We start from the raw sequence: 14,598 nt of genomic DNA on the forward strand, positions 1-14,598 counted from the left end.
TCAACCTCCTAGAATGCAGAGATTTCTTCCTCGATGCAGCCAACCACCAACTGCTTGCCGAAGTCGACCATATAGATGAATAGGTTCGCTTCCGTATGGCGACCGATCTGGACGATCTCACCAACGTGCCCGACGCTGACCAGACACTCTTCCGGCGACGCGTCCGGAAAGGAACCGTCGTTGAGCAGATCTATCGCCGCCTTGACACGTTGGCCTGAGTGGTATCTTGGCAGTCTTGGTTCGATCATCGGGATGCCGCTCCTGGCAAGGAAGGCCCCTCGCCTTCGTGGCTTCGCCTGACTAGATCGAGCTCCTTGCCTTTCATGCCGACGCGATAGCCGGAGCCGAGGAATTCGACCCCATAGATATAAAATTGTTGTAGGAACGTGCCGATCGAGACGACATAGCCAAGCTCACCTTTCTTGACCAGAACCTCACCGATCTCCTTGCCCACATAGGTGCCGTCGTTGCGGATGGTGCGGTTGGCCCGCACCTTGTCGCCATAATCAAACAAGGGGGTGTCCGTCAGCTCGACGATCTCACTATCGCGGGCGATGTTGCTCATGCTGTCGTCCCCGTTCCACAGTTCGATACAACGTCTCGCCAACGCCCTGCCTCACGGACCCCCTTATCATTATCCCCGATCAACCGCGTCGATCCCCGCACGGCGGCGCGACTTGCGATCACGGATTGCATGAGCCTATCGAGACCCCCGGTGCAGCAACATCAACGCCCGCAACTTCAAGTCCAGATGCTCGAGATAACTATCCGTGAGCCCATGGTTGATGTTGAACAAGCCCTCGATGCGGCACGCGCGTCCGTCATCGACGGAGGCATGGTTGAGCGGCCGCGAGCCGCGTGTTTCAGCCCGATGCGCACAGCCGGCGGAGTCGGCCTGATTACCCCGGCAACTGAGGGCATCGTGGACGTCACCATTCACGGTCCCGTCCATAGGCTCAAGCATCCCATAAAAACACCTCGGCGCTGACCTTGTGCGTGGAAGCGAGCCCCACCAGTCCTTTGACAGCTGCGTCGGTTCTCGAGTTGCCCGAGACGCAAGCAGGCGCAAGAGCGTTGAACGAGAACAGGACGGCGCACGCCAGGGCCATAGCGGCCAAACTCGGGCTTGCCGGCGCCGCGAGCGCCATTCGGCAGGAAACCGCTTCTCCGCATCACGTGATCGGGTGCGAACGCGTTGGCTTGGCGCAGGTCGATTTTCGGCATGTTGATAGGATCACCCTGCCCGCCCTGAGATGATGCTAGGCCAGCTCGACACCGCACGACCAACGCAGGAGTCGGTGAGGACGCCCTCGTTTCTCTCGGATGGCGGACTGAAGAACGACTTGAGCATGAATGTCGCCGATTCAAGGATGGCTGCAGGGGACTGGATCGATGTCGCGGAAGACGCGTCCAGCGAATTCGATCCGCGACGCTCAGGAGAGCGGGCTTCGGGCGGACAGAAATCGTTTGACGCAGTCCCGCCGATGCCCGCGTCGCCAGAATATGGCTTGGTAGCTGGCGAATAGCTTGGCGACCAGGGCGAGCCTTCCATCCGGTTTGAGAAGGCAACGGCCGCGGCCGCCGGCCGTTAATGCGGAGCATCAACCGCCCGAGTTTCTGAACCGCTAGTGTCGTCATGACATCCATCGTGGCCCTTAAGCAGGCTCCTGGTGACGCGGCAGCGCCGCGTCGAGCACGCATGTATTGTCAACGGGGCAAACCGCCACGCATTGTGGCTCGTCAAAGTAGCCGGCGCACTCGGTGCATTTCTCAGGATCAATCAGGAAAACGCCGGCTCGCTCGGAAATAGCGAGGTTCGGGCATTGCGTTTCGCACGCCGAACAGCCCGTGCATTGCGACGCGATGATCTTGAACGGCATTATTTGAACCCATCCTCAGGCGGCGGAAGTCAGCGCGTTGGAGCAGGCCGCCGCATTGACCCTTTCAACGTGATTGATCTTCCCCTCATTGACTTTATCGAGATAGAGTTTGAACCAGCCGGTGACCGAGCCATCGATGAACTCGTAGGCGTACCGATCGACCGGCTCTATGCCGGCCTTGATCAATTCGGCCTTCGGGCAGCCGCCGATCTTTGACACGAATATGGCGTGGCAATCCTTGATGGCGCCGATGGCGATTTCGAGCTTGCTGTCCTCGCCATGACCATCTTGGCAATAGGAATGGATTGCTCGATGACCAACGTATTTCGCGCCTGAAGTCGAGAGCTCGTAGACCTGGAACTCCTTGGCATGACCGAAGTGCTGGTTGATCAATCCCGAGCCCTTGGTTGCAACCGCCACCAGCACCTTGATTTTGCTGGACGCGCTGGCGAGCCGCGCAAGCGCCTCCTGCTTGGCCACAAGGTTCGCGGTGCGCGCCTTCTCAACCTTAGCCTGATACTCCTTCCGGGCCTGCTCGTCGTATTTGATGTCCATCGCCATGATTTTTTCCATGGTGAACTCCGCGCCACGGTCCTCCCCGAGCAGTCCGACGGCGTCAGCCCGGCACTGGCGACAGTGACGCATCATGTTCATCTCGCTTTCGCAGCTATCCTGCAATGCTGTCACTTCCTGTGCAGTCGGGCCGCGTTGCCCCCTGAGGCCGAAGACGGTCCCATGCTCCGGCGACGATATCAGCGGCATCACGTTATGCAGGAAGGCGCCGCGCGACTTCACGGCCTTGTTAACCTCGACCAGATGCTGATCGTTAATCCCGGGGATCATCACCGAGTTGACCTTGCACAGGACGCCGCGCGCGGTGAGCATCTCCAGCCCTTGGAGCTGTCGATTGCTGAGTATTCTTGCGGCTTCAATGCCGGTGCAGCGCTTGTGGCCGTAAAAGATCCACGGATGGATCTTTGCACCAATTTCGGGATCGATCATGTTGATCGTGATCGTCACGTGGTCGACCTTGAGTCTCGCGATTGTGTCGACATGATCGGGTAGCGCAAGGCCGTTCGTCGAGAGGCACAGCTTGAGATCTGGCGCGAGCCTATTGACGAGCTCGAATGTCCTGAATGTCTTTTCCGGGTTCGCGAGCGGATCGCCAGGACCGGCAACGCCGACCACGCTCATCTGAGGGATCGCGGAAGCGACCGCCAGCACCTTCTTGGCGGCCTGCATCGGCGTCAACTTTTCACTGACAATGCCAGGACGCGATTCGTTGGCGCAATCGTACTTACGATTGCAGTAATTGCATTGGATATTGCAGGCGGGTGCGACGGCGACATGCATGCGGGCATAATGGTGGTGCGCCTCCTGGCTGTAACACGGATGGTTCTTCACCTTTTCCCAGATCTCAATTGGCAGATTGGCGATGCCAGCCTGAGATCCGCAGCTTGCCTTACCGCTGCCACCGATCGTACCGCAGCCCTTGTGCGTCGCCATGACTTGCAAGGTCTCGCTGATGTCGCCGCCGCAGGATACCTGGTGTTGCGCTGAAGTACTCATTGTTCCAATTCTCTTCGCAAGCCGAACCCTTTCGGCAAGCATCCCCAGAGTCTTTCTGGAAAGCCAAGAGCAACTGGCGTGCCATTCCTGCGGAATGAATTTAACAGTTCGCTTTCAAGCACTTAGCTAAGCCCTGGTCGATTGTTAGCTTTACCAATTCATGTTGGAAAGCTGACAGGGATTGCGATCACAACAGCGCTGACACCATTGTTTTGAGGCCCGGCAGGCTGCTCAGCTATGGCTTCGGCAAGCGGCAAGCGGGTGGCGTCGTTTGAAAGTTGATCTTCCGTCAGAATGTGACGCCTAGGCAAAGCACAATCCGCAAAAGACGTTCCGGGCGCTTTGAAGGACAGGTTGATAAGGCGAGCCTAGAAGCAGAGAAAGCGGTCCTGTGACTGACCTATGCCATGGAAGATCACGCGGACCCCGGCGTGATGTTCCGGAAGGGCATTGTCAACCAGGTGAAGAGAAACGCCCGCTCGCCAGGGTCAGGGATCATCACGAAGGTTGATACTTCTGAGCCTGCGATCTGGGCCGGCGCGCGACTCAACCATTCAAAGCTGAACCTTATCGAGTCCAGCCATTGGCCCGACGCTGTTAAGACGCGCGGAATGCAACGAGCGGCCTGGCGGTCGCCGAAAAGGGGGAGGTCGCGAAGGCCTCCCCATCAAGACCATTGCGCTGGTCGGATGCCTCGATGCTGCGCCCCGGCCAAGATACTGCCTTTGGCCCGCGCGGCAGCACGATCTTGGTTCCGAACAAGGCTGCATGGGCTGTCGCGTTTACCGGTACGCGCGCACCGCGCCCGCCAAGACTTCCCTGGACATCCCAGTTTGACGACGTCCGTAGACACGGAGCGTTCATTTTTCGGTTGCTTCGCCTCCGCGCTTCTTGGCGTTTATGGTGATTGGTAGGGTGGTGTCGCTCGCCATCTCCGGTAGGTCGAGCACCCAGCCGTTTGCGATTTTGACCCAACCACCCCACAGCGTCTCGTGCTCCCAATCGACGATCGGTTCCTCAAGATCTTTCTTGGGTACATAAATCGAAAGGCCTGTCTCGGGCGAACGACGAATCATGACCTTCATAGGGGCTCTGCAGGTTGCGAACTCTCGCCCGCACGCTCCTGACACGCACGCCACAAGGCTCTCTGTTTGGAAATAATGTGCGCCAGGACTTTCAGCACACGACCGATCTCATCCGGCGCCGTGTCTCGCGAGAGCGAGAAGCGCACCGCACCGCGCAAAAAGGTCGGTGGTACTCTCATCGCGCGCAGGACATGAGACGGCTCCATCGAGCCGCACGCGCAGGCTGAACCGAGTGAGGTGGCAATTCCGTCACGATTCAGGTGGTGGACGATGGCCTCCGCTTCGAGACGCTCGAAGGCCATGTTAGAGGTATTTGGCAGGCGGTTTTTGATATCACCGAGCACGATGCAACCGCCGAGCGCGAGAATGCCGCGCTCCAGCCGGTCGCGAAGCGCGCAAATCTGGATCTGATCTTGTATGAGGTGTGCCGCCGCGAGTTCCGCCGCCTTGCCGAGCCCAACAATGCCTGGGACGTTTTCGGTGCCAGCGCGGCGACGCCGCTCTTGCGCGCCGCCGAAGATCAGCGGCCGGAACTTAATGTCATTGCGCACGTACAGCGCGCCGATGCCCTTCGGACCATGCAGCTTGTGGCCGGAGAGCGACAGCATATCGATATCCGTCGTCTTCAGGTCAATTGGAATGCGCCCGACGGCCTGGACTGCATCGGTGTGAAAGAGCGCGCCGACTGAGCGCGCCATCTTGGCGAGGGACTTCACCGGAAAGATCGTACCGGTCTCATTATTGGCCCACATGATCGAGGCGATTGACGTACGCTCCGACAAGGCGTTGCCATAACTCTCGATGTCCAATCGACCGCTTGCATCGACCGGAATGACGTGGATCTTGATTCCTCGTCGGCCCAGCTCCTGGGCAACAGACAGCACGGCCGAATGCTCAACGGCCGTTGTGACGATCTCGTCGCGTCCTTCCTGCACGGCGAGCGCGGACAGGATCGCAGTGTTGTCAGATTCCGTCGCGCCGGAGGTGAAAACGATCTCGTGATCGAATGCCGCGCCAATGAGAGCCTGCACATTTCGGCGCGCCTGCGTCAATGCGGGCGCAACCTCAATGCCGAATGCATGCCCGGAGGACGCATTGCCGAATTGCCCAGAGAAGAACGGCAGCATCGCGGCAACCACCAAGGGATGTGCAGGGGTCGTGGCGTTATTGTCGAGGTAAATCGGCCGCACGGAGAGTTCGCTCTGCACTTAATGCCTCACTTTCGCAGCTCCGGGGAGCGGGATCAGGCGGACAAACTCGCCGAGCCGCTCGATCAGGCGCGCCTGAATGGTCGCGAGCGTCGTGCCCGCAAGCTTGCATACCATGCAAGCGCCAGCGAGCCTGACCATGATCTTATTGCCGTCTATTGCGACGAGCTCACAATCTCCCCCATCGCGCCTGAGGCTTGGCCGACTCTCATCGAGCACGGCGCGGACGATCCGCTCGCGATCGGCAGGCTCGATAGTCGAACACTGCTTCATCCGTTCAGCCTTCAGGCCCATGTTCGATGCTCCTTCCATTGGTCCCAAGGCGACTCAGCTGAATGATTTGCCGCAGGAACAGCTCGATTTGGCATTTGGGTTATCGAAGCGGAACCCTGATCCTTCGAGGGACACCACGAAATCGATTGTGGTGCCGTTGAGATGCTCCCGGCTTGCGTTGTCGACGAACACTTTTATCCCGCCTTGCTCGAACACTGTCTCATCGGAGCTCGGCTCATGAGCAAGACCCATTTTATATGTGAATCCCTGGCAGCCGCCGCCTTCGATCATGATCCGCAAACCGTTTGTCGGCTGCGCAGTCGAGGAGATTGCGGCCTTCAGTGCCTTGATGGCGCTATCCGTCAGGTGGATCATCTCTGGCTCGCTCTCGCTTCTGTCGCAAGGCACAAATCGCAAATCCCATGCCAGTCGAAATGCAGCTGGGATCAGCTTGTTCTGCGGGACCCAGCATTCGATTTGCGACTTGTCGGATTCGCGACAGGCGGGTTTCCATCATCGCGACGTGATCCAGCCGAGACCTCGTGATACTGCCAGCACGTAACCATGCACATCGCGCCAAAACGCCGCTTACGCTCTACGTCGCGGCAGACACAGGGGGACGGCAAACAACTTGCATGAAGGTCGCGGACACGTCGCATTGGGCGACGCGTGCACACCACACTTGATGAGGAGCCTTCCATGACCTCGATCGACAACACCGCTCTTGGCCCGCTGGACAAGGAGGGGCGGTTGCTGAATGCGGTGCTTAAGAGCGAAACAACGAAGTCGAGGCGATTTGGATTTCGAGGCGACATCGCGCTGAAGTTCCAAGCCCAGCTTGCCGACGAAAAGCGACCGCCGGACTATTCCATCGAACAAGTTCTTGCAATCGCGCAGGAAGGTGAACCGACCATCCCAGTGCTTGCCGGATATCTGCATTCCTTCGCGTATCTACCCGAGGCCGCGAAGGTGCTGGATGGCAGGCTGAGCCCCAACGGCAGCTATTTCATGTTCTGCAACAACATTGATCTGCTCGCGAAGTACCGCACCAAGATAGGTGACATCACCTTCCGCATTCTGCCTTGCGACGAATCCACTGTGTGGAAAGAAATGATGGACCTCGCCGGCGTCGATAAGAATGACATCAAGAAGCTCGGTACAGCCGGTAGGCTCGATTACTTGCTCGACGCGGCCAAGGACATCGGCGGATCATACAGGGAGATCTCATACGAGGACGGGCTGACTAAAATGGAACCAGTAAAGAACAGAAGCGAAAACCGCCCCGTCTGAGAAAGCGCCTCAAGACCCTCTCTCGCCAGCTCGACGAGTCTGCCGCAAAGAGAGTCACTGCAGCCGCATCGCGTGGGACTGGCTTTGACAAACCCTCGTGATGCGCTTCTCGGTCTACGTTTGGGGGATCACGCGGCCACTCTGCTAGAGCGTTAGCCCACCTGACTGAATCGTTGGGGATTCACAAATCAGCGTTTTGGTGATTCAAGCTACCCGCCGGGACGGGACGCCGGCGGGCATGGCGAAGCCGCTGTCGATGGACCTTCGTGAACGAGTGCTTGGCACCCTTGCGGGCGGCGTCTCCGGCCGGCATGCTGCCGAGCGGTTTGGAGTAAGCGCGGCGAGCGTCAGCCGGTGGCGGATACGCCAGCGGGAGCAAGGGGATGCCCAGCCAAGGGCTCAGGGCGGCGATCGCAAGTCCCATCGGATCGATGCCCATCAGACGAGGATTATGGCCTTGCTCAAGGCAACCCCTGACATCACCATCGAGGAATTGCGTGACAGCCTGAGCAAGGAAGGTCTTTCCTTTGGCTATGGGACGATCCGGCGCTTCTTCGAGCGCCACAACATCACGCGCAAAAAACGACCGCCCATGCCACAGAGCAGGATCGCCCGGATGTCTTGACGCGGCGGGAAGCCTGGCGTGCGAGCCAAGGCAAGCTCGATCGGGAGCGGCTCGTCTTCATTGATGAGACCTGGGCGTCGACCAACATGGCGCGAACACATCGCCGCTGCCAGCGCGGCAAACGTCTGCGAGCTGCCGTTCCGCACGGCCACTGGAAAACAACAACCTGCGGGGCCGCTTTAACGACGCGCGGTATCATCGCGCCCTGGATGCTCGATAGCCTATCAACCGTGATGCCTTCGAGACTTACGTGTGGAAAAGGTGCACATCCCGGAACTTCCGCAAGACCGATTGTCATCATGGACAACCTCTCCAGCCATAAAGGGCTGCGCATACGCCAGATGATCGAAGCCCCCGGCGCAACGCTCCTCTAACTTCCGCCCTACAGCCCCGACCTCAACCCGATCGAGAACGCATTCGCCAAGCTCAAAGCAAATTTGCGAAAGGCCGCCGAACGTACGGTCAATGGTCTCTGGGAAGCTATTGGTCGCATCGTCGACACCTACACGCCCGCAGATTCCACAAAGTACTTCGTGGCCGCAGGGTACTTGCAACCTGATCGGCTAACGCTCTAGCGGTCATTTCAGAGGGCTGATCCACGGTGGTGGATCGTCTTTGGCGTTGCGCTCCAGGCCTTTGCCGGCCTGAGCGGCGCTCAGATGTCGCGCGAGGAGCGATCACTATGCTGATGTTCAAGGAACGCCCGCCCGGCGATCGGGACGCTCCGCGGCTGGCCGATCTCCGTGCCGCAGAAAGCCGGCGCCATCCGCGAATTCGGGAACATTCCTCCATGGGGCAATACGCAGTTCCATCCTGATTGCCGCGCCGCAGTGATTACACGATTGACGCGAGCCCCTGATACCAGACGCAATTTCTCCGCAGGGGATGGCGGCCGACGCGGCCTCGCACCATTGAGCCACGTCCCGGGATGTCGCCAAATTTCATTGCGAATGATACCGGCCGCAAACCGCTTCGCAAGCGGTGCATACCTGATGCCGTTACGAACAGGCTCTTTTGTGCGTCTTCTACTGTAGCGATGCCATGCAGTGCGGCGACAGCATCAAGGCGAATACTGCTGTGTGGCGTATTCCTCCAATGCAGCCGCAAGCGAGCCGACGGCGCGGCTCGCGGATGCACATTCGCATGACAATGTTTTGGTGGGACGAAGAGCGCGATGCGTGCCCGTGACGCTGACGCAAAGCATGTCAGGTCACATACAGGGGACTCTATTGGGCGTATGATGTTTTCAACGATTTTTCATGTGCTTAGTGCGCGCGGAGAGCCTGGCACGATGATTGCTAATTCAATGCAGCGACAAGGTCGCGCAACAACTAACTTTGGAGACAATCATGGTGCTGTGCATGGCGTCCCCGGCTCCTTCGCTCAAAGTCGAGAACTGGCTGCGTGGCGAGCCCCTCACGAACTTCCGGCCAGGGAAAGTGTACATCGTCGAATTCTGGGCAAGTTGGTGCGGCCCATGTGTGGGGGCGATGCCCCATCTCATAGAGCTGCAAGCAAAATACAAAGACGAAGGGCTTGAGATCGTCGGAGTCGCAGCTACGGAACAAGCACCAACGGCGGATGAGGCTCGCACCAAGCTGGACGCATGGTTGACTGAAAAGTTCTCAAATCTGAACTATCGAATTGGGTTCGACAGTACAGGCGAAATGAACAAGCTTTGGATGGATGCCAGCTCTTCTCTTGGGGTTCCGACATCGTTCGTCGTCGACCGTGACGGCCACATTGCCTTCATCGGTCATCCGATCCAACTCGACGAGGTCTTGCCGAAAATTATCAATGGCACTTGGCGCGGCAGCTATCAAGCTAAAGCCGCTGATGCGAAACGAATTGCAACAAACGAACGCATAGCTCGCGAACTCTCAATCCTTCAGACAGTTCGACCGGCGATGGAAGCAAAGGATTGGCAGACGGCGCTCTCAGCGGTCGAAGAGGGCATTGCCGCGATGCCGGACAATCGCCACTTGCGGCAGATTCATGCGGATCTGTTGCTTCACAAAATGCACGACACGGCGACCGGGTTCCAGGTCTTACGCCAACTGGTTCGAGATGCGATTGAGAAACAGTCAGAGGCTGTGCGTGAGCTGATTGCCGTGATGACGCAAATCTTTGATCCGGAGAACGATAGGGCCCACCTTCCGCGTGCGGAACGCTTTGCGCTCGGCGGTGATGTGTCGGAACATATCCTCAATTCTGTGCACGCCAGCGACGGCCTCACCGTTTCTTCTTATAGGATGGTCGCTCAGTACTATTACGAGAGTGGTGACGAGCAACGCGCGATCGAGCTGATCGAGCGGGCAATGACATTGCTAGACGATCCGAAAGCAATGCCGAACGAAATGAGGAAAGGTGCGAAACAGTATCATATGCCGCGGTTGTTGCAAAGCTTGGCCAACTACAGGGGTGAGAAGGTTTGCAGCGGGTCTTGTTCGATTTCGCAGGAAGCGTCTCCTGGACCCAAAGTACAGCCGCAGGAGGAGACATGAAGAGAGATGTTAATCGAAGATGCACGATCGGGGGTAAGTAAGCGCCTTCGAAGCGCTCGCGACCAGCAGAACGTCTAGGATCATTTAGGCGATTGCGAACGCAAGTCACAAGGAACGCCTAGCCCACAACAAGCGATGCGACGCTCTGCGGCCCGTCTTTGCTGGGTGTCGCGTTACTGCTTGCATTCAAGGGATGCCGCTGGCGCGTTTTACATGCTCGATCTTGTAGCTCGAGACTTCAATCGGTTATTCACATCGCGCATTACTCACGCAGTTATGTTCGCCTTGCAGTACGAACGGTCCCCTTCTTAAATGCAAGCGGGCGTGCGTTCGATCTGACGGTATTCTTACGGTTGCGCAACTGCATATGCTGACCCAGTGCACTATTGGGCTACGATAGACCGAAACAGAACTTCTTGTTCCTGAAATGGAGGTGGGGTTCAGATAGTACTGAAGGCGACTTGCGAATGTCCGATCTCGAATGCTTCAAGCCATTGATCCGTGGCTCTTCAGCATCAATTTTTGCGACAACGATACCGCATAAGTCGCCGTCATGTTCACGATCACCAAACGCACCACTAAAACCACCACGGCCTTCGGGGCCCGGGGAGGCGTGCGCGTATAGTCGTCGACTAGAACGCAATCCACTCTACCGAAGCCCCGCCCTCGTTGGTCCGGGGCTTTTTTGTTGTCTGAATTCTCAAATCAATGGAGGACAAAGTGAGTAACGATCCCGTCGTCGCGATTGTCGGCGTCACCGGTGCGGTGGGCGCCGAATTCATCGCCACCATGGACAAGCGCGGCTTTCGCGTCGGCAAGCTCAAGGCGCTGGCCAGCGCCCGCTCGGCCGGCAAGACGGTGTCGTTCCGCGGGCAAGACGTCGTCATCGAGGAGCTGACCGAACGCGCCTTCGAAGGCGTCGACATCGCCCTGTTCTCCGCCGGCGGCAGCATCTCCAAGAAGTACGCGCCGATCGCCGTCAAGGCGGGGGCCGTCGTCGTCGACAACTCCTCCGCCTTCCGGATGGACCCGAACGTGCCGCTGGTAATCCCCGAGATCAATGCGAACCGCATCCGCGACCACAAGGGCATCATCGCCAACCCGAACTGCGCCGCCATCACGGCGCTGGTGCCGCTATGGCCGATCCACCAGACCAACCGCATCAGGCGCGTGATCATCTCGACCTACCAGGCCGCCTCCGGCGCCGGCGCCGCCGCCATGGACGAGCTGGTCGAGTCCACCCGCGCCAACCTCAACGGCCAGGTTTATACGCCGAAAGTGATGCCGCATCCCTACGCCTTCAACCTCTTCAACCACAACACGGCGATCGACCCCGACACCGGCTACAACGACGAAGAGACCAAGGTCATCAACGAAACCCGCAAGATCTTCGAGGACGACAAGATCGCGATCGGCGTCACCTGCGTGCGCGTGCCGGTGCTGCGGGCTCATTGCGAAGCCATCACCTTCGAATGCGAGAAGCCGATCAGCGAGGATCAGGTCCGTGCCATCATGGCGCGAGCGCCCGGCGTCAAGGTCGTCGACGACCGTGCCAAGAACTACTTCCCGATGCCGATCGACGCCACGGGCCAGGACGACGTCCTGGTCGGCCGCATCCGCAAGGACCTCAGCGACCCCTCCGGGCATTCGATCTCGATGTTCGTGGCGGCGGACCAGCTGCTCAAGGGCGCTGCGCTCAACGCGGTGCAGATTGCAGAGCTGTTGCCGGACCCGTAATCAGGCGCACGCCGAGCCGACAGGTCTACGCTTAGATGGACGCAAACGCCTCGGGCAGCGTCGTGAACCTCAATCCTTAGCGGGCCGCGAACGATACGACGCGCACAGCGGCAACAGTCATCCGTGAGGCAAGGTGAGGCCATAGAGTTGGTGAAGAGAAACGGAACTCCAGCATGCGTTGGTTTAAGCGCGCAGGATCTCGAATCGGTCGTGCGGGAGTTGAGGACGTCGGTCAGTTTGCCCCCTGGTCGATATCGCACGTCATTGAGAAATTGCGTTAGCTCGCTGACGCCTCCCCGTTCTGCCAGCCAATCTTGCTCTTCAGAAATTCAAAGCCAAGCACATCGAAGCCGGCGCGCTCCTTGTTGTCCTCGCCATACCCGTGTCCGCCGCCGCCGGCTCGTAGAAATAAGCTTCATAGCCCATGACCTGGAGCTTTGCCGCCATCTTGCGCGCGTGCCCGGGACGGACGCGATCGTCGCGCCGCGTGGTCGCGATCAGGATTGGCGGATAGGGCTGGCCGCGCTTTGCGTTGTGATAGGCGGAATAAGTCTTCAGCCACTCCCACTGCGCAGGCTTATCGGGGTCGCCATATTCCGCGATCCAGCTCGCGCCAGCGAGCAGCTTGCTGTAGCGGCGCATGTCGATCAGTGGGATGGTGCAGAACAGCGCGCCGACGCGTTCCGGGTATCGTCTCAGCATGTTGGTGATGAGGATGCCGCCGTTCGATCCGCCTTGCGCCCCGATGCGCTTCGGCTTGGTTACGCCGCGGCGAACAAGATCGGCGGCCACGGCGGCAAAATCATCGTGTGACAGTTTTTTGCCGGCGAGCCGGCCAGCATCGTGCCAGCGCGTGCCGAATTCGCCGCCGCCGCGCAAATTGGCCTGCACCGTTGTGCCGCCGCGCTCCAGCCACAGCTTGCCGAGCGACGAATTGTAGCAAGGGCTTCACCGAGAGCCCGAAGCCGCCATAGGCGGTCATGTAGACCGGCGCATCACCTGTCTCCCCAGTGGGACCGGTCTGCACATAAGGAGTGCGCGCGCGATCGATCGAGATCGCTCCGTGCTGAGTGACCAGGAGCCCCTCGGACGTGAATGTCTTCGGCGCCGGCCTCAGCACCGTCGGGCTCGCGATGCCTCGCTCGAGCAGCATCAGGGACGGGGGCGTCAGCGGATCCTGGGCATTGGCGAGCGGGTCGCCATTGCTCTCGGACTCATGGGAATCGAAGCGCCTGACCTCGATGACGCCGATCCCGGGAAGTTCGCTCAGCGTCTCGCGACTCCAGGCCGCCGCTGACGGCGTGCAGATCTCGAACATTGGCCGCAACTCGTCGAGAAGGGAGAGAAGGAGCTTGCCGTCGGGCCCAGAAGAAACCCTGCCAAGCGCGGCGCGGGTCTGGTGCGAGCACCACCGCAAATTGCGGTCGCCGGCGAGGAAGGCCGATAGCTAGATGCCAAGCACGGTGTCCGGCGCGTGCGTCACGCCGCCGATCGTCCAGACCGAGCGCAGCTTGATCACGAACCAGTCGCGGCGAATCTGCAGCCAGATGTCGGAGGGAAGATCGAGCTTGACGGTTGCCCCATCTTCGGTGCCGAGCCAGACGTCGAAGTTGAAGAAGTCCAGCCGGTCGATGAACCAGACCCGTGGGGTCTCAGCGGTGAAGTCGACGTGGCAATAGGCGCTCATGCGATGGGGCGTCGTTTCGAACACCACGCGTGCGCATTCGATCGGCTCGCCGCGTCGCCACGGCCGCACCGTCCGCGCATAGCCCGAACTTGTCACCATGCCCTCGCCAAAGGCGCTGGACAACAGCACGGTATCGGCTTGACCCAGGCTGCGCCGCCCTTGGCTTCCGCCACTACCAACCCGTTGGGCATAAAGCTTTTGGTGTTGCGGTCGAACTCGCGCAAGCTCACGGTGTCGCTGCCGCCGCGCGCCAGGCCCAGGATCACCTGCGCCGCGCCCGGCCGCGAGCTCGACCAGTTCAGGAGCCAGTCTGCGTCCTCCCGGCGGGCGAGCTCGTCGATGTCGAGCAGGGTTTCCCGGGCAGGCTCGCCTTTGCGAAGTCCATCGTGGTCCGCCGCCACAGCCCGCGCGGATTGCCGGCATCCTTCCAGAGATTGGAGAGCAGGCCGCCGCACCGGCTGACATAGGGGATGTTGTCCGGCCGGTCGTAGATCGCCGCGAGCGTGTCACGATCGGGTTCGAAAGCAGGTCCACCGAATTTGTCCAGCGTCAGCCGGTTCTGCCGTTCGACGAATCCGAGCGCACGCTCGCCTTCGATCTGTTCCAACCATAGATAGGGATCATCATCTGGAATCGAGGCCGTTGGCCTTTCAATCCGCGACTTCAACGATACACCGTTCTTGACCACGATTCACTCCAAGTTTGGCGCTGACGCGCACTTTCGATAGGGTTCAAGGCTT

At 59.4% G+C, this 14,598-nt stretch carries 11 protein-coding genes and 2 pseudogenes; 4 read left to right on the forward strand and 9 right to left on the reverse strand.

What is annotated here, in order from left to right; all coding sequences use genetic code 11:
* Positions 1-8 precede the first annotated feature (8 nt).
* The 8 genes from BcanWU425_RS33715 to BcanWU425_RS33750 all read right to left on the reverse strand — a co-directional run bounded on the left by BcanWU425_RS33715 (position 9) and on the right by BcanWU425_RS33750 (position 6,390).
* Entirely contained in the window at positions 9-248 is a 240-nt protein-coding gene (locus BcanWU425_RS33715) for a nitrogen fixation protein NifZ (protein ID WP_085383480.1), read from the reverse strand.
* Positions 245-565 (reverse strand): nitrogen fixation protein NifZ, encoded by a 321-nt coding sequence (locus tag BcanWU425_RS33720; protein WP_204513349.1) that lies wholly within the window; start codon positions 563-565, stop codon positions 245-247. Before BcanWU425_RS33720 ends, BcanWU425_RS33715 begins: the two co-directional genes overlap by 4 nt.
* 1,090 nt (positions 566-1,655) lie before the next feature.
* Positions 1,656-1,880 (reverse strand): 4Fe-4S binding protein, encoded by a 225-nt coding sequence (locus BcanWU425_RS33725; protein ID WP_007600032.1) that lies wholly within the window; start codon positions 1,878-1,880, stop codon positions 1,656-1,658.
* A gap of 15 nt (positions 1,881-1,895) precedes the next feature.
* Positions 1,896-3,449, reverse strand: a complete 1,554-nt coding sequence (gene nifB / locus BcanWU425_RS33730) for a nitrogenase cofactor biosynthesis protein NifB (RefSeq protein WP_204513348.1) — start codon at positions 3,447-3,449, stop codon at positions 1,896-1,898.
* An 860-nt stretch (positions 3,450-4,309) separates the two neighbouring features.
* Positions 4,310-4,534 carry a putative nitrogen fixation protein NifT gene (gene nifT, locus BcanWU425_RS33735; RefSeq protein WP_085383474.1) on the reverse strand — a complete coding sequence of 75 codons (225 nt, stop codon included), beginning with the start codon at positions 4,532-4,534 and terminating at the stop codon, positions 4,310-4,312.
* Entirely contained in the window at positions 4,531-5,724 is a 1,194-nt protein-coding gene (nifS, locus tag BcanWU425_RS33740) for a cysteine desulfurase NifS (protein WP_231190978.1), read from the reverse strand. Before nifS ends, nifT begins: the two co-directional genes overlap by 4 nt.
* An 18-nt stretch (positions 5,725-5,742) precedes the next feature.
* Complete coding sequence (locus BcanWU425_RS33745; RefSeq protein WP_204513346.1) at positions 5,743-6,036, reverse strand: NifU family protein; 294 nt, start codon at positions 6,034-6,036, stop codon at positions 5,743-5,745.
* Positions 6,037-6,069: 33 nt separating this feature from the next.
* On the reverse strand, positions 6,070-6,390 hold the full coding sequence (locus BcanWU425_RS33750) for an iron-sulfur cluster assembly accessory protein (RefSeq protein ID WP_085383472.1): 321 nt from the start codon (positions 6,388-6,390) through the stop codon (positions 6,070-6,072).
* A 324-nt stretch (positions 6,391-6,714) separates the two neighbouring features.
* On the opposite strand from BcanWU425_RS33750, the gene BcanWU425_RS33755 reads away from it, so the two are divergent.
* The 4 genes and pseudogenes from BcanWU425_RS33755 to BcanWU425_RS33770 all read left to right on the forward strand — a co-directional run bounded on the left by BcanWU425_RS33755 (position 6,715) and on the right by BcanWU425_RS33770 (position 12,171).
* Positions 6,715-7,305: a hypothetical protein gene (locus BcanWU425_RS33755; protein WP_204513344.1), complete on the forward strand. Its 591-nt coding sequence runs from the start codon at positions 6,715-6,717 to the stop codon at positions 7,303-7,305.
* 238 nt (positions 7,306-7,543) lie between these two features.
* Positions 7,544-8,505 (forward strand): annotated as a pseudogene (locus BcanWU425_RS33760) (IS630 family transposase).
* A gap of 774 nt (positions 8,506-9,279) precedes the next feature.
* Complete coding sequence (locus tag BcanWU425_RS33765; RefSeq protein WP_231189455.1) at positions 9,280-10,434, forward strand: TlpA disulfide reductase family protein; 1,155 nt, start codon at positions 9,280-9,282, stop codon at positions 10,432-10,434.
* 708 nt (positions 10,435-11,142) lie between these two features.
* The gene (locus BcanWU425_RS33770; protein WP_231189468.1) at positions 11,143-12,171 is read left to right on the forward strand and encodes an aspartate-semialdehyde dehydrogenase; all 1,029 of its coding nucleotides are present in this window, start codon (positions 11,143-11,145) and stop codon (positions 12,169-12,171) included.
* A gap of 277 nt (positions 12,172-12,448) precedes the next feature.
* Here BcanWU425_RS33770 and BcanWU425_RS33775 read toward each other — a convergent pair.
* Positions 12,449-14,546, reverse strand: a pseudogene (locus BcanWU425_RS33775) (prolyl oligopeptidase family serine peptidase).
* Positions 14,547-14,598 lie beyond the last annotated feature (52 nt).

Origin of the sequence: Bradyrhizobium sp. WU425 (genome assembly GCF_021052305.1) — a bacterium.
Taxonomy (GTDB): Bacteria; Pseudomonadota; Alphaproteobacteria; order Rhizobiales; family Xanthobacteraceae; genus Bradyrhizobium; species Bradyrhizobium canariense_D.